Annotated in this window: 17 protein-coding genes; 2 read left to right on the top strand and 15 right to left on the bottom strand. The window is 58.0% G+C overall.

Annotated elements, in window-relative coordinates:
• From ACQ4N8_RS06475 to ACQ4N8_RS06450, 6 genes are all read right to left on the bottom strand, one after another.
• On the bottom strand, window positions 1–663 hold a 663-nt coding region (locus tag ACQ4N8_RS06475), incomplete at its 3' end, for a transposase (RefSeq protein WP_430703514.1).
• A 241-nt stretch (window positions 664–904) separates the two neighbouring features.
• On the bottom strand, window positions 905–2,425 hold the full coding sequence (locus tag ACQ4N8_RS06470) for an amino acid permease (RefSeq protein ID WP_430703513.1): 1,521 nt from the start codon (window positions 2,423–2,425) through the stop codon (window positions 905–907).
• A gap of 81 nt (window positions 2,426–2,506) precedes the next feature.
• Window positions 2,507–3,046 carry a DUF2812 domain-containing protein gene (locus tag ACQ4N8_RS06465; RefSeq protein ID WP_430703512.1) on the bottom strand — a complete coding sequence of 180 codons (540 nt, stop codon included), beginning with the start codon at window positions 3,044–3,046 and terminating at the stop codon, window positions 2,507–2,509.
• The gene (locus ACQ4N8_RS06460) at window positions 3,043–3,360 is read right to left on the bottom strand and encodes a PadR family transcriptional regulator (RefSeq protein ID WP_430703511.1); all 318 of its coding nucleotides are present in this window, start codon (window positions 3,358–3,360) and stop codon (window positions 3,043–3,045) included. Before ACQ4N8_RS06460 ends, ACQ4N8_RS06465 begins: the two co-directional genes overlap by 4 nt.
• 135 nt (window positions 3,361–3,495) lie before the next feature.
• On the bottom strand, window positions 3,496–4,509 hold the full coding sequence (locus ACQ4N8_RS06455; RefSeq protein WP_430703510.1) for an aldo/keto reductase: 1,014 nt from the start codon (window positions 4,507–4,509) through the stop codon (window positions 3,496–3,498).
• Window positions 4,510–4,627: 118 nt separating this feature from the next.
• Window positions 4,628–5,536, bottom strand: coding sequence for a LysR family transcriptional regulator (locus tag ACQ4N8_RS06450; protein WP_430703509.1), 909 nt, complete (start codon window positions 5,534–5,536; stop codon window positions 4,628–4,630).
• A gap of 117 nt (window positions 5,537–5,653) precedes the next feature.
• On the opposite strand from ACQ4N8_RS06450, the gene ACQ4N8_RS06445 reads away from it, so the two are divergent.
• A complete protein-coding gene (locus ACQ4N8_RS06445; RefSeq protein ID WP_430703508.1) occupies window positions 5,654–6,934 on the top strand; it encodes an APC family permease in 1,281 nt (426 codons plus the stop codon).
• A 43-nt stretch (window positions 6,935–6,977) separates the two neighbouring features.
• Here ACQ4N8_RS06445 and ACQ4N8_RS06440 read toward each other — a convergent pair whose 3' ends face one another.
• The 7 genes from ACQ4N8_RS06440 to ACQ4N8_RS06410 all read right to left on the bottom strand — a co-directional run bounded on the left by ACQ4N8_RS06440 (window position 6,978) and on the right by ACQ4N8_RS06410 (window position 11,915).
• Window positions 6,978–7,400: an NUDIX hydrolase gene (locus ACQ4N8_RS06440; protein ID WP_430703507.1), complete on the bottom strand. Its 423-nt coding sequence runs from the start codon at window positions 7,398–7,400 to the stop codon at window positions 6,978–6,980.
• Window positions 7,401–7,479: 79 nt separating this feature from the next.
• Window positions 7,480–7,872, bottom strand: a complete 393-nt coding sequence (locus ACQ4N8_RS06435; RefSeq protein ID WP_430703506.1) for a zinc ribbon domain-containing protein — start codon at window positions 7,870–7,872, stop codon at window positions 7,480–7,482.
• A gap of 22 nt (window positions 7,873–7,894) precedes the next feature.
• Window positions 7,895–8,401, bottom strand: coding sequence for an N-acetyltransferase family protein (locus tag ACQ4N8_RS06430; protein WP_430703505.1), 507 nt, complete (start codon window positions 8,399–8,401; stop codon window positions 7,895–7,897).
• Between the two features lie 143 nt (window positions 8,402–8,544).
• Window positions 8,545–9,063 (bottom strand): cupin domain-containing protein, encoded by a 519-nt coding sequence (locus tag ACQ4N8_RS06425; RefSeq protein ID WP_430703504.1) that lies wholly within the window; start codon window positions 9,061–9,063, stop codon window positions 8,545–8,547.
• 85 nt (window positions 9,064–9,148) lie between these two features.
• The gene (locus tag ACQ4N8_RS06420) at window positions 9,149–9,652 is read right to left on the bottom strand and encodes a GNAT family N-acetyltransferase (RefSeq protein ID WP_430703503.1); all 504 of its coding nucleotides are present in this window, start codon (window positions 9,650–9,652) and stop codon (window positions 9,149–9,151) included.
• Window positions 9,653–9,833: 181 nt separating this feature from the next.
• The gene (locus ACQ4N8_RS06415; RefSeq protein ID WP_430703502.1) at window positions 9,834–10,667 is read right to left on the bottom strand and encodes an NAD-dependent epimerase/dehydratase family protein; all 834 of its coding nucleotides are present in this window, start codon (window positions 10,665–10,667) and stop codon (window positions 9,834–9,836) included.
• A 24-nt stretch (window positions 10,668–10,691) separates the two neighbouring features.
• Window positions 10,692–11,915, bottom strand: coding sequence for an enolase C-terminal domain-like protein (locus ACQ4N8_RS06410; RefSeq protein ID WP_430703501.1), 1,224 nt, complete (start codon window positions 11,913–11,915; stop codon window positions 10,692–10,694).
• A gap of 222 nt (window positions 11,916–12,137) precedes the next feature.
• Here ACQ4N8_RS06410 and ACQ4N8_RS06405 point away from each other — a divergent pair, with 222 nt between their 5' ends.
• Window positions 12,138–14,786 (top strand): glycoside hydrolase family 3 C-terminal domain-containing protein, encoded by a 2,649-nt coding sequence (locus ACQ4N8_RS06405; RefSeq protein WP_430703500.1) that lies wholly within the window; start codon window positions 12,138–12,140, stop codon window positions 14,784–14,786.
• 467 nt (window positions 14,787–15,253) lie between these two features.
• Here the strand turns inward: ACQ4N8_RS06405 and ltrA are convergent, their stop codons facing one another.
• Window positions 15,254–16,645, bottom strand: a complete 1,392-nt coding sequence (gene ltrA, locus ACQ4N8_RS06400; RefSeq protein ID WP_430703499.1) for a group II intron reverse transcriptase/maturase — start codon at window positions 16,643–16,645, stop codon at window positions 15,254–15,256.
• Between the two features lie 455 nt (window positions 16,646–17,100).
• Window positions 17,101–21,318, bottom strand: a complete 4,218-nt coding sequence (locus tag ACQ4N8_RS06395; RefSeq protein WP_430703498.1) for a glycosyl hydrolase family 28-related protein — start codon at window positions 21,316–21,318, stop codon at window positions 17,101–17,103.
• Between the last annotated feature and the right edge of the window lie 144 nt (window positions 21,319–21,462).

Raw genomic sequence — 21,462 nt, 5'->3', positions numbered from 1 at the left:
CAAATATAGCCGAAAGGCTAGAGGGAACGACTGCACCGTCGATGTACGGACATCTACATACCCGTTGATGAACGCGGCGAGTTCGTCGCGGTTTGCCCTTCGTCCTTCTCCCCTCTTCTGCGGCACCAGGCGGATTTTGACCTGCTCCGGCTCGCCCGACTCCGTTACCGTGCAGCCGGCTACGACCGCCGAGGCATACGGATGCGGAAACTGTGACCGGGATGGATCCTGCCCATACAGATCGCTGTTCACCTTCACATCTCCGCAGAGCAGCTCCCGGGCGTCGAACTCCCCGACGGCATGGCGTATTTTGTGCAGCATCAACCAGGCGGTCTTGTAGGTGACCTGGATCACCTGGCTCAGCCGCAGCGCCGAGATGCCGCCCCGGAGCAGGAACAACTCCAGCGCCTGAAACCATTTCAACAGGGGCAGATGCGTTCGTTCAAAAATCGTACCGACCAAAGCCGACGTTTGATGCCCGCACTTTCTGCATTCGAACAAGGGGATACTCCGGGAGGTCAGACGGCTGCACCGGGTGTGAGCGCAGCTCGGGCAGACAAAGCCGTTAGGCCACTTCATCGCAATCAACGCATCCATGCAGGCCTGCTCGCTGTGATAACGGCGACTGAAGGGTTGAAGATCCGTTCCCATATTGACCTCCATGTCCGCTCGCCCCCCACCCGAATTAACAAATCACGCACATACGTTCGTTTTACTTCACTTTACCAAACATATGTTCTTACATCAAGCCGAAAATCTCGCCCGAACCACCTCATTTTTTTCTTTTTCCCTTACCCTAGCCCCCAACCCTTGGATCACTGAACGAAAGGGATAATTCTTACAAAGAGCAAGCAGGGACACCAAGACACGAACCCTTTAATCAGTCATGTCAGCCCCTTGCGTCTTATTTTTCACTCTGCGGGCTTTCTGCTTTCGGCCCGGCGTCTTTGCCATCAGCTTCCCGCGCCGCCTCGCGGCGTTCACGCCCGCCGGAGATTTCCTCCGCCGCCTCGATTTGCGGCCCGGCAAGGCGGGCGCTAGCCCCCAAACGGGCCGCGCCCCCCCGCGGCTGCGCGCCTCGCGCCGCCTCGCGGGTGAATCTTGACTTCACCCAGTAGATTCCCGCAAGTAAAGCAACCAGGCTCAGGCCGACCACCAGCCCGGCTCCCTGCCCCGAAATAAAAGGCATGCTGACGAGAATGCCGACCATGCCGATCAGGCCGGCCCAAGACGTGTAGGGATAACCCGGCAATTGGCAGGCTGCCTCGGGAGAACAGGGCGTCGTACGCCGCCAGCGGTAGTGGGACGCCAAAATAATGAAATAGGAGAACAGCAGTGAAAACCCGCCGCAGCTGACCAGAAACAAGTACACTTGTTGGGGGAGCAGATAGCCCATAGCCAATCCGAACAGCATGGCGGCTCCGGAAAACAGAATGCCTTTATACGGGATGTCGTGGCGGTCTTTAAGCCAGCCGGGAGCATGGCCTTCCGCCGCCAGCGAACGCAGCATCCGGGCCAGCCCGAAGGTCGAGGCCAGCATCGTGGAGAGGATCGCCGTGATCATCACGATGTTGATCAGCGTCCCGGCCCAGCCCATCCCCCAGCGGGTCAAGGCCAGCACCAGCGGACTTTGGTCCGCGATCATGCCTTGCGTCGGATACAGCATCAGGATAACGGCGATGGCGGCGATATAGAGGCCCACCAGAGTGATCAACGTCATGTTGATCGCACGGGGGATCGTTTTTTTCGGGTTCTCGACCTCGGAAGCGGCCAGTCCGATGACTTCGAAGCCGGCATAGGTGAAAATAACGATCAGCATGCTGCCGGCAACCCCCGCGAACCCTCCCGGAAACCATGCCTCGCCCCGGAGTTCGCCTACGCCTGCGGCCGGGGCGCCGGGCACCAGGCCCGCGATGAGGGCCAACCCGATCACGATAAACCCGACGACCGCAAGCAGCTTCACCGCCGCCAGGCCGCTCTCCAGTTTGCTTAAATAGTTGGCCCCCAGCAAGTTGAGCAGCGTGATCGCCACGATAATGAGCATGCCCATGGCGACTTCCGGGAAATTCGGAAACCACGCCCGCAGAAACGTTGAAGCCGCGATCGATTCGCTCGACATCGCCAGAATCAACCCGATCCAGTAAACCCAGCCGGTCACGAACCCGACGCCCCGGCCAAAGCTGCGTTCGGCATACGTGCGGAAGGAACCCGGCACCGGATCGGCCGCCGTCATTTCCGATAAGGCATAAAGAATGACGTAGATCAGCAAACCGCCAAGAATATACGAGAAAAGAATGCTGGGACCGGCCGCCTTGATCGCCACGCCCGAACCTAGAAAAAACGACCCGCCAACCACCGTTCCGAGCGCCAACATCGTTAAATGAAACGTCGTGATTCCTTTTACGCTTGCCTTGTTGTCGGCCACAAGCCACGCCTCCTGATAGCTATAGTAACTATAGGGAGTATTGGCTATTTCAAGCAAAAATATGTTGACCGTCCATGCCGGTCAGCTCTTCAAGCTATGCTTGATTTTTCGCATCACCCAGCCGAGATAAACCGCGGCGGGCCAACTCACTGCGATTCCAATCCAGAACTGGATGGTTTCGCCCGCCGTAAGCCCTTGAAAAAGGCAGGCAAAGCTCACCGTCACAATAACGGCGATCAGGGCGAAGATGAAAAACGAAAACGAGATGGCCTGAATGAACCGCTTGTTTCTGACCTCCAAATTTTCACGGTCGCTGAACGATTCGGGCCGCTCCCCCGCGTATTTTTTGCGCCAGACGAACGCGCTGGACATCCGGCCGACATATTCCCAGCCAAACTCTTCGTAAATCTGCTTGTACCCCTTTTGGGGCATGGCCTGCAAATCAACGACATAGCGGTATCTCTCGGGAGTTCCCTTGACGAAACGCATCGCAAGGGAGCTCCATTGCCCCACCTTGGCGGGATGCCAGCCTTCGGCGGCCAGCTCCTCGAACCATTGCTCATACTGAGCAGGAATCACGTAACGGAATGCGGATAACAGAACCGTCTTTTTTTCGCTCATATCAATCCCTCCACATTATGATAAAGCTCTTTGATTCGCCCGGCTTCTTCGATCAGGATGCGCTTGCCCAGTTCCGTGCAAGCGTAAAACTTCTTCCGGTCGGCTTCCCGGGTCGGTACGATCAACCCGTCCTTTTCGAGCTTGCCGAGGCTTTGATAAATCGTTCCCGCCCCCAGTACGATCCTTTCACGGGTGATCTCTTTGACGTGCTGCATGATTCCGTACCCGTGCCGTTCTTCCTGGAGGGACAGCAGGATGTAAAACATCGTTTCGCTCATCGGAATGAACCGCTTCTTCACTTTCTCGAAATTCATGGTTCCAGCCTCCATGTATCGCATTAAACTATATCACATCGTGATATAAATATACATCACGTCGTGATACATATCAACGGATTTTGGCTCGTTTCGGCAAAAAAAAGCCGCATCTCTAGCGATGCGGCAGAGGCGTTATTTACTTAAGTTCAGCACCTGACGGGAAACCTCGGCGACTTCGGCCATCTCATCGGCGTTCAAAGCAAACTGCAGCGCCTTCACATTCTCCACGGCGTGATGCGGTTTCGATGCCCCCGGAATTGCAAATACGGTTTCTCCGTTGGCGTGGATCAACCAGTTCAAGGCAATCTGCGTCGGAGAAACGTGATAACGCTCGGCCAACCGATCCAACTGATCGATCAACGGCTTCGATCGCTGCAGGCCGGCGTCCCGAAAATTCGGCGTCCACTTGCGAGGCCCTTTAACGGACTTCACCAAAGCCGGGTTCTTATGGAATTTCCCGCTCAATATCCCCTGCTCCAACGGTGAGTAAGCAATAATCGCCACCCCCAGCTCCTTGGCCGTTTCCATGACGCCGTTGTGCTCGATACGGCGGTCCAGCAGGTTGTATTTCACCTGATTCGAAACCAGGCGCAGGCCATGCTCGCGCAGTACCCGGTCCGCCTCTTTCATCTGCTGGGCGGAGAAGTTGCTGACCCCTACATGACGGATTTTACCCTGCTTGACCAGTTCGGCCATCGCCTTCATCTCCGCCGCTATCGAAGATAAAGAATAAGGCGAATGGATCTGATGCAGGTGAATCGTTCGCCCAGCCAGCATTCGGATGCGTTCATCGATCGTGGAGGTGATGCTGCCGGCGGTGCGGAGCGCCGGCCACCATTTCGTCGCTATCTTGGCCTCTCCCGCATCGGCTCCGCCGATCTCTTTCAACGCCCTGGCCAGCAACTGCTCCGACTGTCCGCCGCCGTAGGCTTCCGCGGTATCGAACCAATTGATTCCGCCCTCCAAACAAATTCGTACGATTTGCCGGATATCATCAGGCAGCAGCACCGGCCAGAACTTTCCGACGATCCCCTTCCCGTTGCTGAACTGCCAGCAGCCCAGGCCTAGCGGCGACAACGTCAAATCCGAGTTGCCCAGCCGGCGATAGCGCGATGCAGCCGACTCCCTAACCTTAACCTCTACCATCCTTCATACCACCGTTCCATAGAAATAGTTTGAATTGCTTCGGCAATTTACCATTCTATAGTAAAGCTTGCGATTCCTGCCTGACTGTATTTTCCATTACACGAAGCGATCTTACTTTTCATAGGGCGGCTTCGGCGCGCCAAACTTTCGCTTGCGACTGAACCATTTCGATAAACTGAGCCAAGGCCGGAGATCTCCATTTCTTCCGATGATACGCCAATTGCGTGGCGACCCGTTGGGATTCGTCGTTCCAAGGCAGCTTGACCAGCTTGCCTTCCTTCAATTCGGTGCGAACGGTCACCAGCGGCAGAAAGGACAGCCCCAGCCCGGACATGACGCATTGCTTGATCGCCTCGACGCTCCAGAACTCCAAATTCGGATCGGGGAACACGCCGTGGCTGTTCAAGTAATGCTCAAACAAGGTGCGGTAGGTGCAGCCGGTTTCCGTATGCAAAATAGTTTGGTCCTTCAGGTGCAGCGGCAGCACCTCCGTCTCGTGCTTTAAGGGATGATCGGCAGGGGCCACCAGCGCCATCGGCTCCTGAACCAGGGTCTCCATATGCAGATCGCGGTCCTCCGACTCCGGCTGCAGCAAGAAGGCCACATCGAGTTCCCCCGAGCGCACCATCTCCCGGGTTTCCCAGCATTGCCCTGGCTTCAAAATAATCTGTACCTGCGGATAACGCAAACGGTAGGCCCGGATAACCTCCGGCAAGCGAAACGCGGCCAGCGATTCCGGCGCGCCGATTTTCAGGGAGCCGGCCATGTCGGCTTCCGGGAGCAGGGCGTTTTTGGCCATGTCGTGGATTTTGGAGATTTCCTGCGCATACGGCAGCAACCGGCGTCCGGCGTCGGTCAGGATGATCTTCTTGCCGATCCGGTCGAACAGCGGCAAGCCGAATTCCGCTTCGAGCGCCTGAATCTGCGCCGTGATGCTCGACTGCGCATAGTCCAGCTTCTGCGCGGCCCGGGTAAAGCTGCCGGTTTCGACCACCACCAGAAACGTAAACAAATGGCGGGATTCCATCCCCTGATCGCTCCTTCCATCGGAATTTCGAATGGATTAAATTCGATAATTCTGTTTTTCCTATGGATCTATTATCTGATACGCTAGAAAAAAACACAAGGAAAGCAGGACTTTACAATGAAAGAAACGACAACCTCATTACAAAAAGGCATCGGCATGCCGCAGGCGATAGCCCTTTATATCGGCGCCGTATTAGGCTCCGGCGTCTTGATCGTTCCCGGCCTGGCCGCGGAAATGGCCGGACCAGCCTCGCTGCTTGCCTGGGGCTTCATGACTTTGCTGATTCTGCCGATGGCGTTGTCCATGGGACTCCTGTCGGCGAAATATCCGAATGCCGGAGGCGTTTCCCATTTCGTTACGCGCGCTTACGGGGAACGGGCGGGAACGCTGGTCGGCTGGTTTTTCCTCATGTCGGTGCCGATCGGGGCGCCGGTGGCCGCTTTGACCGGAGCCGGCTATTTGGCCGCCGCGTTCGGCTGGGGCGAAGGAGCCAAAATCGCCGTCGCCGCCGCGATGCTAGCCGTCGGCCTGATCACGAATTGGATCGGCATGCAGCTCGCCGGCAAGATTCAAATCGCCGTCGTGATCGCGATCGCGGCGGTGTTGATATTTTCCTTCGGGGCGGCGCTGCCCCGGATGGAGAGCGCTCACTTTACCCCATTTATGCCGCACGGTTGGTTAAGCGTCGGGCAGGCGGCATCGATGCTGTTCTGGTGCTTTATCGGTTGGGAGGCGGTGTCGCATATGTCCGAAGAGTTTAAGGATCCGCAGAAAGCGGCGATCAAAGGGGTGACCGCCGCTGCGATTATCGTAGGGATTTTATATTTTATGTCGGCGCTCGCTACGGTCGGCACGCAAAGCTACTTGAAAGGCGGCTCGGAGTCTTCGATGGTCTGGATTATCAGTAGGCCGCTGGGTCCCTGGGGCGGGATCGTCGCCGGGGTAACCGGGCTTTGCATTTGCATGGCCGGCATTATCGCCTATACCGGGGCCGCGGCGCGGGTCGCCTATGCGATGGCTCGCGAAGGGCATGCCCCCAAATGGTGGAGCGGGCTCTCGTCCCGGTTTCATACGCCGGTCGGGGCGCTATTGTTCCTGCTGCTTTGCTTTGCGGCCGTCATGCTGCTGTACGGAACCGGCACGATGTCCCTGGCCACGCTGATCCAATTCCCGAACGCCACGTTTATCCTGACGTACATGGGCGGCTGCGCGGCCGGCATCAAACTGCTCAAGGGCAGCAAAGCCGGCGTCGTCATCAGCTGGATCTCCTTTGCGGCTACGGCTGTCGTCTTCCCCTTCACCGGCTGGGCGATGTTGTACCCGCTGCTGATCACGCTGTTGTTCCTGGCCATCCAGCCGCGCGTCAACCGAAAGAAAGTTACCTCGCTGGATGTTTAGTTCGAGGCCGGCGGAACCAGGATTCCATTGGCTTGCAGTAACTTTAGATTTGCCCCTCGTCGAAATACGTAACTTCCGAGCCCTTGGCTACGATGGTGCTGATGCCTTCCGGATAATAAGGCATCCGCTCATCGGCCAGCTTCACATCGACCCAGGCGATGTTCAATATTTCCTCCGGCCGGGTAATTTGAAGCTCCCCGCCAGCGATTTCCGTGCGAAAGGTAATCAGGACGACATGTTCCTTGGTGTCCTTGTACACGAATTCGTTGACCGCCACCACCCCTTGCACGTCAACGTCCAATCCCGTTTCTTCCTTCGCTTCCCGCACCGCCGCGGTCTGCAAAGTTTCGCCGGGCTCGACGGCTCCGCCCGGGAGCGTCCACGTTTCGTTTTCGTTTTGTACCATTAGTACGTGGGTACGCGCCTCATTGGCGATCAACAGGTAGACGACGTCCGTTCGTTTCATATCTAGCCCACTTTCATCATGATCGTTACAGGTATTCCTGTTATAGCAAAGACGCCGGCTCGCGTCAAACCGTAACGCCTCAGCGCCCGAACAAGATATCCAGAATCGTCGAGAATTTGCTCGAAGAATGCCCCCTTAGCACAACCGGATCATAGATTTCCACGTAGCCGCAATGCTGGCAGGAGACGAACAAGTAATGGTGATGCTGAATGTCCAGGATTTTGCTCAAACCGCCGCCGCTCATCGATACCTCGTTCACCGAACCGTCCCGGCAGCCGCATTTTACGCATTTGAAGCGACGCTGCAGCACTTCCTCCAAATCAAAAAAGTTCATATCCGGGGCTTCGCCTGGAACGGCGCTTTCCCGCCCCTCCCGTCCTTCCAAATGCTCCGGCAGCACCTCATGCTTGCACTCGGGACAAACATCGCTAATTAAAATCACTCGTTCCCCGCACCACGGACATTGAATCACCGGCCGCCGCCTCCTTATTGGATTAAGAATCGAATGTTTTGCCCATATAATACTCGTCGATGTACCGCCCCTCCATGCGAATGGAGCGTTTTTTGACGCCTTCGATTTCAAAGCCCATCTTCGTGTAAAGCGCCACGGCCGGCTCATTCGGAACCATCACGGTGAGCTCGAACCTGGTAAGTCCGGCGTCGGCGCGCCATTTCTCGGCCGCCTGAAAAAGGGACGTTCCGATGCCTTTTCCGGTATAAGCTTCTATAATACCTATGACGATATAGCCCACATGTTTCGTTTTGTTGGCGCTGCCGCCGAAAACGGCAAGATACCCGGCCGCTTCGCCGCGATCCTCCGCCAAAAAGATCGTGGAATTGGGCGATCCGACGATCGAACGGATTCGCTCCCGATGCGCTTCAAGCGTCGTCGTACGTTCCCCTGGCTCCAAAAGCATAAAGTTCGTTTCCCGATCCAATCGGTAACATAGGTTCAAGTGCCGTTCGGCGTCGTCCTCCCTAATTCCCCTAATCTCAATCAAAATGCTCTCTCCTTCTTCCTTAGGCCGCCGCTCATAGCGCTCGTCTGCCCGCGGTTATCTTGTTCTCCAAAGGCCGGTCCATAGAAACGGTACTCCGAACAACCCGTCCTGATAGCGCTTCGAGATGTTCTTTTTGATATATACTAAGCCTTGGATTGCCGCTCATGTCGATCTGCACCTAACTTCCATTTTTCCGCTACCTGATCTTCACCTTTAAAATAATCGGCTTGGTCAGAGCTTTCGTAAATCTCCTGATAGGGCAAAATGTTGATTTTCCCCGAGTCGGGATATTCGCAAACGTCCAATCCCATACTCGTACGGATGTCCAAATATTTGCACGGTCGTTCCGTATGATTAAACAATTGGTGAGCGCCCGAAGGGCCCATTTCAAAAAAAGCGATATCGCCGGTTTGCAATTCCTGAATCCCTTCCGGCGTCCGGAGCTGCGCGCTCCCTTCCAGAATCACGAAGATTTCCTCGGCGTTGCGGTGAAAATGATAGGGGTAGGAGTACTTCCCCGGGTCCAGCGACCGGATATCGAACGTCAGGTGCTTGGAGCCTGCAAGCTCCGCCAGCCTTTCGCTGGTATGCCAGGCGAATTCCGGAACGGGCGATTGTTTGAGTTTGTACGACACGCGATCGGCATGAAAAATGTGGGCCATCTCAAAGCCTCCTTTTAAATATTGGTTATCTTGGTCCGGGCATGAGTTGTCTTTTTCATTTACCTGATTTTGGAACCCTTGAGGTTCAAATGAAGAAAGTCTGGGCCACCATTTCGTGCGTCCCGGGCAATCCTTCAATTTCCACGATTTCGACGGTCTCCTCGAACGCAATCGAATGCCGCTTATAAAATTTCTGCCAAAAGGATACGGCCGCCGCGTTGTTTCGCAGCTGTTCCACCCTCACCTGACCCGACATCCGTTGCATGACTTCGGCTACCGCCGTTTGCGCGACCTGCCGTCCCCGGTATTTCTTTAACAAAAACAACTCCTGCAAGGTATAATCGATCCCCTCGGGAACGAACGGCGGCGTACAAACCAGCACAAAACCCGCCACCTTTCCCGAGCAATAAACAAAGTAGGGAAGCAACTCTTTTCGCTCCAAATAAAGGTGGGTGTTCGCGAGGTCAAATCTCCCGTCTTCGGCCGGATCCTCGCCCGTAAATGCCGACAGTTCATAGAGGTACAAGTTGTATAGATTCAGAAAAAGTTCTTGTTGTTCGGGCAAAATCTCCATGAGGCGAATATCCATTTATATGACTCCTTTATTCCTTTATGTAGAAATCGAATTACCTTCTACCCTCTATACGTATTCTCGCTATCCGTCGAAAAATCCTGTAGCATCCGCAAGCTGTCTCGCCAAGCCAAAAATCCTACCCGGCGAATCAAGCGGGCAGGCTATGGAGAAATCGGCAAGGGAAGCAAAAGTAGCGCTAGCTCTCAATTAAACAGGAGTAGCGGGGCTCCCAGTTCAAAATTTGCTTGGCGAGCCCATTGCTTACTAAGGCTTCGCGGCCCGTAAATTTTTGCGTTCTTATGCTGTCCGGGTAAAAAAGCTCCAGCAGCGTTTCCGTCGGCAACTCGCTTAGCGTATCGTCGGCGGTGATATTCAGCGAATGCGAGCCCCCTCCGTCCTGCTCCAAAGCCGTCAAGCAGGCGGATACCGCATCCCTGATGTCGATGTAGCTCCATAATGTTTTTTTGTATTTCTCCGGATGCTTCAGGTCGATTCGCTCATATTCGCCTCGCCCGATGATCGTGGAGAAACGAAGCGAATAGGCCTCTATGCCGCTCCTGCGATGGAACATCTCCGCCGTCAGCTCGCCTACGACCTTGGACAACCCGTAGCATTCCTGCGGGAGTTGGGGATGCTCTTCCGTGACCGGTACGAAATCCGGGGCAAACGGAAGGGGCGACCAGGCGAACCCGTAGGACGACTCGCTGGAGCCCAACACGACTCTGCGGATTCCCAGCAACGACGCGGCTTCGAGGACGTGATAGGTCGATACCGCGTTATTGGCGAAAATCGACGCCGCCGGATACCACAGCGGGGCCGGAATCGCCGCAAGATGTACAATCGCTTCAGCGCCTTCCAAGGCGGAGATGACTTGGCCCAGATCGGCGAGATCCACCTGGAATTGCTTGCAGGGCAGCTTTCCGGATCGCTGCCGATCCAGGGATATGACTTGCCGGCCTTGCTGCAGCAGCTCGCGAACCACTTGCTCGCCCAGCTTGCCGCTGCCGCCGGTTATGGCTACGGTTTTCATAGGATATCAACCTCCGATCATCATTTAAGGGCGCAGCAGCGTTCCGTCCGGTTTTCGGTCAAGCGTATAGGGCCGGTGGTAGGTTCCCTTGTCCCAGCCGTCCCGGATCAGCGCCTTCGCTTTGGCTTCATCCAGGTCTATGCCCAGCCCCGGTTTCTCGGCGGCATACAAATACCCGCCGACGCGCTGAATATGCCCCGGGAAGGCTTCCAACTCCTCCGGCCGGAAATGGTTGATCTCTTGAATGCCGAAATTCCATACGGCCAAATCCAGGTGAACCGCCGCGGCCTGGTTGACGGGATCGTTCTCCCCGCCTTCCTGCCAAGCGGTCCTGACGCCAAACGCTTCGCACACCGCGGCGACTTTGCGGCAGGCGCTGATCCCCCCCGCCTTCGATACGCGAACCCGCAGGAAATCGATCAGCCGGTCCTGGACCAGCGGAAGCCACTCCCGGGGGTTCGTGAACAGCTCGCCTGCCGCCTGCGGCGTGGCGGATTGGGCACGAAGCTGACGGTACCATTCGGACTGCTCCGGCGGCAATGCGTCCTCCAGGAAGAACAGCTCGTAAGGCTCCAGACGCTTCGCCAGCCGAATGGCCGTGATCGGCGAAAGATGTTCATGCACGTCATGCGTAAAGCGAACGGACAAGCCGAACTCCAGCCGCAGTTGCTCGAACATCGCCGGAATCGCCTCAAGATAGGCATGTTCGTCGAATACCTTGTCCTCGGACCACGCGTTCCTTGGCAGCATGGCCGTCTGCGCTCCGATCAGTCCGCCTCCGCCGTAGCCTCCCAGCTGGCAGCGGATAACCGTATAACCTTGCTCGATATAGCGACGCACCTCCTCTTTCAATTCGGCAATATCCCTGCCTTCGGCATGCCCGTAGCAGGGAACGGCGGCTCGCGCCGGCCCGCCGAGCAAACGGTAGACGGGCAACCCCGCCTCTTTGCCGAGAATGTCCCATAACGCCATGTCGATCGCTCCGATAGCCGTTTGGAGGATGCCGCCGTACCGCCAATAGCCGCTGTGCTGCATCAACTGCCACAAGTCCTCGATGCGAGCCGCATCCCGGCCGATCAACTGCGGGGCCAACAACTGTTCGACCACCTGGACGACCGCTTCGGGGTTGTACAGGTCGGAAGCCGACCCAAGCCCATACAATCCGTCCTGGTCCGTCTGGATTTGAACGATCGTCCAACTGCCGTCGTGCCGGGTGCGGATGCAGCGCACCGCCCTGATGATTGTCATCGCTTCACGCTTCCTTTTCGCTTTTTGCCCAGTGTAAGTCAGTTCGGACGCCTCACCAATGAGGCATTATTAAAGTTTCCATTGCATTATTGGCGAAAGGCCTTGCACGGCCCAAACCGAACGAAAATCTATGCTACACTGGGGGCGAAAACTACCGAAAAACCGGCGGCATGGAAGCGGAAGTTCCCGCTCTGCCCGGTTCATCGTTCAGGAGGAATGTCGATGTCCACTCCCGCTAATCCGCATTTCGAAAAGGCTTATCTTGACCCCGAACTACCGATACCGGAGCGGGTCTCCGCTCTGCTCGCCGAGATGACCCTTCCGGAAAAAGTGCGGCAGCTCGACCAATATTACGGCGCATCGCTCTTGAGTGCCGCCCATCCCAGAATGTCGACCGTCATGGCGGACGAGGCCGAGATTCTATGGGACAAAGTCCGGGAAACGTTCGGCAAGGAAGGCATCGGCTGCATCCACGATTTGTACGGAACGCCGGAAATCAACAACGCCTTGCAGCGTTACGCGGTGGAGGAAACGCGGCTCGGCATCCCGATCCTGTTCAGCGAAGAAGCCCTGCACGGGCTGCTCCGTCCGGGATGTACCATTTACCCGCAAGCCATCTCCATGGCGTCCACCTGGAATCCCGAGTTGGTGCGGCGCGTAGGCGAAGAAATTGCCGCGGAAGTACGCAGCTTCGGCATCCAAGAGACGTTTGGGCCGGTGCTCGATTTGGCGCGGGAACCGCGCTGGGGGCGCGTCGAGGAGACGTTCGGCGAAGATACGCATCTGGCCGCGCGGATGGCGGTTTCCATGGTTCGGGGCCTCCAGGGCGACAACCTCGCCGGAAGCGCAAGCGTCGTCGCCGAGCCGAAGCATTTCGCGGTGCACGGCATTCCCGAAAGCGGGCTGAACCACGCCCCCTGTTCCATCGGGGCCCATGAAATGCATACGTATCACCTGCCAGTGTTCGAGGCCGCCTTTACGGAAGGCGGGGCGGTGAATGCGATGTGCGCTTACAACTCCATCGACGGGGTTCCCTGCGCCGCCGACACTAACCTGCTGACGGAAGTGCTTCGCGGGCAATGGCGGATGCCGGGATTCGTTCGCTCCGACCTCGGCGCGATCGCCCGTCTGCAAAACGCCCATCATACCGCAGGCTCTGAACGAGAGGCGATTCGTCAGGCGTTGATGGCCGGAACGGATATGCAATATTACGACTTCCCGCACGAGACATACCAAAATGCCATTGCCGATATGGTTCGGGAGGGCGTTATCCCGCCGGATGTATTGGATACCGCCGTCGGCCGCGTGCTGACCGTCAAATTCCTGCTCGGCTTGTTCGAAAATCCGTACACCGATCCGAATCGGCGCGGGCTCGTCGTCCGAAGCCGAAAACATGCCGACACGGCGCTGCAGACCGCCCGGGAAAGCCTTTGCCTGCTCCGGAACGAAAACGGCCTGCTGCCTTTGCCCAAAAACTTGGGCAAGATTGCGGTGATCGGCCCCAGCGCGGACGAAGCGCGGCTGGGTGATTATTCGCCGGCAGTGGAAGGGTTCAAACCGGTTACCGTGTTGCAAGGCATCCGTCAGGCCGTGTCTCCCGAAACCGAAGTATCGTACACGAAAGGCTGCGGCATCCTGGAGGATGAGCTGGAACCGATCCCGGTCGCTTGCCTCAACGACGGGGACGGCAACCCCGGGCTGCGCGGAGAATATTTCAACAATCCGAATCTGGCGGGAAAGCCTGCGCTAACGCGGACCGACGCGGCGATCGCTTTCGACTGGGCCATCACCAAGCCAGATCAGCGCATTCAAAGCTCCGGCTTCTCCGTCCGCTGGACCGGCAAGCTGATTCCGCCCCATGACGTTTCCGGACGCATCGGCATCGCCAGCCAGGACAGCATGCGCCTTTGGTTGGACGGCCGGCTTGCCGTCGACGGCTGGGGCCAAGGAAAAAGCGCAAACGGCAGCGTGGAGGTCGAACTGAAAGCGGGACGGGCTTATGAGCTGCGAGTGGAGTATTGCAAGGATACAAACGGCGTGGAGGTGCTGCTCGGCTGGAGCCACGGCGAGGATGGCAGCCGGGCCGTGGAGCTCGCCCGCGAGGCCGACGTCGCCATCGTTGCGTTAGGGGATTCCCGCCGGACCTGCGGCGAGGGCGTCGACCGCTCGGAATTGGGATTGCCCGGCCGCCAAGGGGAGCTGCTGCGGGCGCTTTACGCTACAGGAACGCCGATCGTGCTGGTGCTGCAAAACGGGCGTCCGCTCACGCTGGAATGGGAGTCCGCCCATATTCCCGCCATTCTGGAGGCTTGGTACCCGGGCGAGCAGGGCGGCACGGCCATCGCCGAAACGCTGTTCGGCGACTGCAATCCCGCCGGCAGGCTGCCGGTGTCTTTTCCAAAAACGGTCGGCCAGCTGCCCGTATACTATAACCGCCGCCGCGGCGGCCAGCCGCATTACGTGGAGGGCGACAATCGGCCCTTATACGCCTTCGGCCACGGCCTGAGCTATACCGCCTTCGCCTACGCCGATCTTCGCGTACATGCCGGACGCATTCGCCGTGACGAAACGTTGACCGTTTCGCTTACAGTGAGCAACGTTGGTTCTCGTGCGGGGGATGAAGTCGTCCAGTTGTATTTGTCCGACCTTGTCAGCCAGGTCGTCCGCCCGGACAAGGAACTGAAAGCGTTCCGGCGCATCCACCTTCTGCCTGGCGAGTCTGCGGAACTGGAATTTGAGTTGACTCCCCGCGAGCTAAGCCTGCTGGACCGGCATCTGTGCCGAGGGGTAGAACCCGGCGTGTTCCGGGTCGTGGCCGGACCCGGCTCGGACCGGATCGCCTTGAGCGCGGAGTTTGAGGTGATTGAATAAGCGGAGTCAAACTAGTTTTACTGCCTTACTTTCAAGCCGTCCCCAGGCCAGGTAACCTATGAAAGCCGAATCGTGCCAAGCCTTTCCAAGGAATTCCTGCAAAAATGCAGGCTTTTCTCAGAAATAAACCAGACTGTCGCGAATTCCTGTGAAAATGCAGTTTTTTATCACGAAAAGCGCATATCCCCCAATTGGGCCTCAAATTCCTGTATTTTCGCATCTTTTTAGTCGTAATCTTTAAAATCGGCCGAAATTCCTGCACTTTTGCAGTTTTTCGTTTCCGGTACGCTAAGGTACGGCTTCAAGGTTCGCAATCATTGGACTAGTCTTTATGCGCATAGGGTACCTTGTTAGGGTTGCTGCGACGTTAGCGAAACTGTATGCGGCAATCGAGTAGGAGGGGGCGGCTAGCCCCCGTCCTCTCACACCACCGCACATGCGGGTCCGCATACGGCGGTTCCAAAAGGTTAACAAAGTTCCAAGTAACGAGAAAGTAAACTTTTCAGCCCTTTCGCTTCCCAGTAAGGAGTCGGAAGGGCATTATTTGTGTTCCGAGACATTTCCCAAGCACCGCGGCGGGAATTCGCCATCTTGAAAGCTGCCCAGTTCGGAACGCTAAGAGCCCGTAGTTCGCGCAGTCGCGTCCGTACTCGTTTCCACTGTTTCCACAAGCACATTCGGAGTCTCCTACGAATCCACCCGTCGAATCTCTCGCAGTGGCCCTTTGCGGATGCTAGCCGAAAATAGCCAATCCACCCCATGAGGTACCGGTTCAGTTTTGAGATGCGCTCTTCCATCGACATCGGCCGGGTTCGATTCGTTAGTTCCCGGATTTTCTCCTTAAACCGAAAGAGCGTCTTCGGAGCCAGTCGAATCGTTGCCTGCTTGTTAGATAGGAAACTAAAGCCAAGGAATTTGCGGTTCCACGGCCTGTCCACTGCGCTTTTGTCACGATTCACTTTCAGTTTCAGCTTTCCTTCTACAAAGTGAGTTATCGACTTCATTACACGTTCACCTGCTCGTTTACTCGCGACGAAAATGTTACAGTCGTCTGCATAGCGAACGAATCTCAAGCCCCTTCTAGTGAGTTCTTTATCCAGATCGTCCAGCAGAATGTTGGCTAGAAGCGGGCTCAGCGGACCGCCTTGCGGCGTTCCTTCCTCCGTCTTTTGGCAAACTCCACCGTCCATGACTCCAGCGCTCAAGTAGGCTCGGATCAGTTTCAGAACTCGCTTGTCCGTCACTTTCCTTGCCACTCTTGCCATGAACATGTCATGATTCACCCGGTCAAAGAACTTTTCCAAGTCTAAATCCACGACCCATCTAAGGCCGCTTCGGATATATCGCTGGGCTTGCTTCACGGCATCGTGTGCTCTCTTTCCCGGTCTGAAGCCGTAGCTATGCCACGAGAAGTGAGCATCGAAAATCGGGTTCATCACTTGCAGAAGTGCTTGTTGGAGGAAGCGGTCCATCACGGTCGGGATGCCGAGCAGCCGCACTCCGCCTCCGGGTTTGGGGATTTCCACCCGTCTGACGGGCATCGGTCTGTACATTCCCGTTAGAAGTTCGGCGCTCACCGTTTCCCAGTGGGTTTTCAGGTAAACCTGTAGCTCCGCTACCGTTACTCTGTCCACGCCGGGGGCTCCTCCGTTCTGAACTACTCGCTTATAGGCAAGTCGAAGATTTTCTCCTTCGAGCATTCGCTCCAACAAGTCGTTACTTGCTTCGCGAGAGGAATGGGCGACTTGTGCCGATGATGAACTCGGCGCTCCAGCATACCCTGGCGGCTTCACCGCTTCTCTTTGCTGGCAGCTCCCTTGCGGGATATTCGGCTGTCTATGCTCTTCACGCGAACGCATCGGTTTCCTCTCTCCTTTCGGTTCGGCCCTTCCGTTTTCCGGCGTCCCGTACTCGCGTACTATGGCCTCTGCTGACTCCTGCGGGTTCAGCGCAACCTCTCGATTGCGGTTACGAAGTGACTTCGCATTTTTTTTCCCTCCCGCAGGCCTCCCCAGATAAGAACGTCATCTTTCCGCCCGCGACCACTGGAGTTACAAGGTAAGCCCTTGGCGGCTTTGGATTTTGTTGTGTTTAGGCAACTCATCCGACTCATCCTGCCTCAAATCCAGTTCGTGTCCCTTGGCCCGTACTTTTGCCTCCGGCTTCCTTCAGATTCCACCTCGCGATGGACACCCTTGCCTTTGGCTAACGGTAGGCGCTCGCCAGCCCCCGTTCAGGACTTTCACCCTAGAGATGACGCCCATGCTGGAAGTACTAAAAAAAGGCCGGCTCATCAAAGAGCCGGCCTTTTTCGTTACTTCAGTTTCATCAGTCTGGCGTGCAGCTGCGCCTTGATCCTGCCGGGAGGAAGCAGCCCGACGAAATTGGCCGCGGCATCGCGATTCGTCAGCGTCGGCGCGGCTTCGGCCATAGCTACCGCCGTTGCCGCCGAACGCCACAGCGCTTGTTCGTACGGGTCCGCCAGCAGGTAAAGATCGCCGAACACCGTCGCATCCTTGCTTGTGCCGATGCCCCGGTTGTATTCGATGAAGCCGGCCCGGCCGGCCCCGTCGTTCTCGTTCAGCAGCAAGGCAAAGCCGATCGTGGCGCCGTCCGGCGCAAACGCTTTGTCCGTCCCGTGAAGCAAGGCAAACGGAAGGGCAAGCCGATACTCCGTCAGCTGCCGCTCCTCGTTGCGGGTGATCGTAGCCTTCGCCCCGGTCAGAGCGCCCGTTGGCAAACCTTCCGGTGCCCGCCAGCGCCAGGCGCTGATCGTTCCCTCGCCGTCCATCGCAAATCCAAGCTCGCTGGCGTTTCGGCTCCCGGAGCCGTCCGCCCTGGACAAATCGATGCCGAGCTGCAGACTGTCGCCCTGCCAAATATCGCCTCCGGTCCAGGACTGCTCGTGAACATCGTCGCGAACCTGCACGGTAACGTAAAGCTGCTCCTTGTCCCATCGGACATCCGCGGACGCGCTCAGGTCAGCGATTCCCTTCCATTGTCCCCCGACGCTGGAGTAATGATCCGCTTCCGCCAGCTCGATCGGCGGAGCTTGCACCGTTTGCCGCTGGGCCGCGGCACCGCGTCCGTTAGCCTGGCGATCGGCGAACGACTGCCCGAGCGTGACGCTCGAAACGTAAGTTTCGCCGCCGTCAAGCGTCACGCGGTACTTCAACAAGTCGCTGCCCAGGTAAGGCAGCGGGATCTCAAGGCTTTCACCGAAGCCAAGCCCCTCGAAGCGGATCGGCTGCAGCGCGTCCCGGTACGACGGCGGTCCGACCAGCTCTAAACGCCCGCTCAGCGGCACCGCCCCCGCCATATTGCTCAACGTCAGCCATGCGTTGATCCGTTCCGGACGGGCCAGGTCGAACGGCGTTTTCGCCAGCGACAGCTGCACCGGCACCAGGTCCGTCCCCGTCACCTTCGTGCCGGCCCGGTTGTCGAGCTGCATGCCGCCGTTATAAAGGTTGTTCGTCAGCACCAGCCGCTCGATGTCCGGCGCGGCATACACATGCGTCGTCCGCGCTTGCTGGAAGTACGCGTTATACATGGCGATGTCGCCGCCTAACGCCCCCAGCCCCCGTTCGCCGACCGTCACCAGGTTGGCCTGCTGGATGCGGATGCGGCCTCCGGAGATATCGAAGGAGCGTGTCGTATCGCCCCACATCGAGGTATTAAATAAAGTGGCCTGCGAATCGAACGCTTCGTCCACCGTAACGTATACCTTATCCGACGAACTGAGCGATACGAGTTCGGTGTTCACGAGGACCAGGCCGCCCGGGCCGGCACTTTCCAGCACCGCGCCTTTTTTGCTGCCGTCCGTGCCGTGCCCGATGACGACGGCTTCCGGCCCCCGGCCGTTTTGCGGCGCGAAATGGATGCCGAATTGCGAGCCGTAGACAAACGTATTAAACACGGTTTCCCCCGTCACGTCGGCGATTCGGAACGCGTCCAGGTGCTCTTTCTGGTAATCCCATACCGCCTGGAATGCGGCGTCCGTATCGGGATGGCCCGGATAGGTGCTGCGTCCGTAATAATGCGGATTGAACTGCACGTTTCGCACATATCCGCCTTCCGCCCCGCCGCCGACGAAAATACCTTCCTTCAGCGGAGAACCGGCCACGTAATCGATGTAATGGCCGCTCGTATCGCGGCTGCCGAAATCGATGCCCCGATACGGATTCACCAGCGTCGTATCGATGGCGTAAACGCCGTGCCCGGTGCCTCGGATCGTCCAGGCATAGGGCTTAATGTCCCTCCAGTCCTGACGGTCGTAATAAACCGACAGCCCGCGCACGCCCGCCGAAGCTTCCAGCGTGATCAGCGCATCCGCCTCGTCGTCCAGGTTCTCCCCATAGTTCGTGAAAATCACGCTGCCCCCGCCGATCGTATGATGCGGCACGTCCCAGGAGCCGCGAAGCTCCACGCCGGTCGGCACCACCAGCGGGCGGTCGATCCGGTACGTGCCCGCCGGGAGATACACCGTCCCGCCGCCCGCGGCCCTGGCATCGTCCAATGCCCGCTGGACAGCGTCCGCGGCGTCCGCGGCTCCCTCACGGTCGGCGCCGTAAGGCAACGCGGTAACGTCGAACAAGCGCGCGGTCGTCGGCTTCGACAGCGCCTGCGCATCCGTTTCAACCCCTTGCGGCAGCGTTTCGAGCGTCAGCGACTCATCCTGGCGAATAAGCACCTCCGCTCCGTTGCTCTCGTCCGCCACTTCCAGCCGGCCGCCTTGGCCGGAGTTGATCGCCTTCAGCACCTGCGCGCCGGCTCCCAGCCGCACGTGCCGATCCGCTTTGGCGAACGAGGATTGCCCAAGGAGCAGCGAACCGGCATTCGCCGCGATGGCATAACCGTCACCCGCATCGCTCCAGCCCGCAAACGTGCTGTTCTCGAACGACAGCACGCCGCTGCCGTCGTTCACGACGCCATACTTCGGGTTGCCTCCGACGGCAACCGTGTTGAACTGGGCGATGGAATGGAACCCTTCCGTCGCATGAATCGCCACCGATCCCTCGCCGACGCCGGCTTCAAAAGCACTGTCCGAGACAAGCAGCCCGTAGTCGTTGACGCCTTCGATTTTGAGCGCCACGTTGCAATCGGTAATCCGGATCCGGTACAGCTGCGCGTTGGCCGTCTCCAGCGAATCGGTCCGCGTCGTTACCCGCAGCCCGGTTTTGAAGCCGGAGATCGCCAGATCGGACATATACTCCCAATCCGAACGGCCCATCACGATGCCTTCGGCATGGGTCGTCATGTAATCGAACAAAGCGCCGCGCTCCGGCGCGCCCGGCAATCCCGATCCGGCCCATACGTCCGGCGACAGGGTCACCTGCTCCAGCCGGCCGATATCGGTCGTATAGTCGAGGAAGATACCGGTTTTGAGCGCCGTCCCATACACTTCGCTCACGTAATGGAGCTCGTTCCAAACCGGCCCGATCTTGATTCCTCCATAGGCGTTGACGAGCGTAACGTTCTTGATCGTGGCGCTGTCGCCCGACAACTGCTCGAACGTCCACGGGTAAGGGGCCGGGGCATTCAGCGTTTGCTCCGGATACCAGACGGAGAGATGGGTTACCCCGCTGACCGGCTCCAGGCGGATGAAGCTTGTGCCGTTCTCCTGGCCGCGCCCTTCGTACGCCGCCAGGACCGTGCCCTGGACGAGCCCGCCCGTCTCGGCCGGATCGGCCCAGTCCCCGCGCAGCGTCACGCCGGTCGGGATCAGCAGATGGCCGTCGATGCGGTACGTGCCGGCCGGCATGAACACCACGCCGCCCCCTTGGCCGCCCACCGCATCGAGGGCGTTCTGCACGGCCGCCGTATCGTCGGCCACGCCGTCGGCTTTGGCGCCGAAGTCCAGTACGTTGGCATTCGCGATCGCGATGTCGTCCGTCGCGAATCTCGTTTCAACCACGACCGCGTCGCCCGCTGCCCCGGCGGGCTTCGGCACCTTCCGCACCGTGACCGAAGCGATCGTCAGGTCGGGGTTGTTGGCCGGCGCGCCGGCCCCGCTGATGCCAAGCCGGAAGTCCGACCCGTTCGTGCGGTTGGCGAATTTGGCGTCGGTCAGCTTGAACGTTTGGGTTAACCATTGTTTGCTGTCCCCATAGCTATATAGCGGCGCGTCCTTGAAGGGAGCGCCGTTCGCATCGTATTGCAGCACCAAGTGCCCGTTGCCCGCGTCGTAATACTCGGCGGTGACGTAAACGTCGTGATCGGCGTTGTCGTAAAGGAATCCGTCGTCCACATTCATGTATAAATACAAGGTTCTCGGCTCCGGAGCATCGAAACGGGTTTTCCAGAAGCCCTTTCCATCAAGCGTCCCCGTTTGCAGCCCCGCTTCATAGTCCCCCGCCCGGGCCGTAATCCCCTGTTCCTCGGGCTCGTTCCCTAAACGGATGTTCACCTCGACTGCCTCGGCTGAGGCCTGGGCCGGAGGCGCGATCCCCAATCCCGTCCAGATCAATGCCATCGCCAGGAATAGCAGCGCCAAGCGCCGCAAAGCGCGCGGCCATACGCAACGTTTGTCCATGAATTCTCCCTCATTTCAATGATTTAGAATAAAATGAAATGTATGCGCTTGCATATAGGATGGATGAAAAGCCAACCGTTCACCTCCTTTCCATATTCGGTCCAAAATGAACGCTCGAAATTAGCAGGCAGGCGCCCCGGAGTG

Source organism: Paenibacillus macerans, assembly GCF_050565405.1.
GTDB lineage: Bacteria > Bacillota > Bacilli > Paenibacillales > Paenibacillaceae > Fontibacillus > Fontibacillus macerans_B.
Note: the sequence above shows the minus strand (reverse complement) of the source record. Positions and strands in the feature narration are given on the sequence as shown.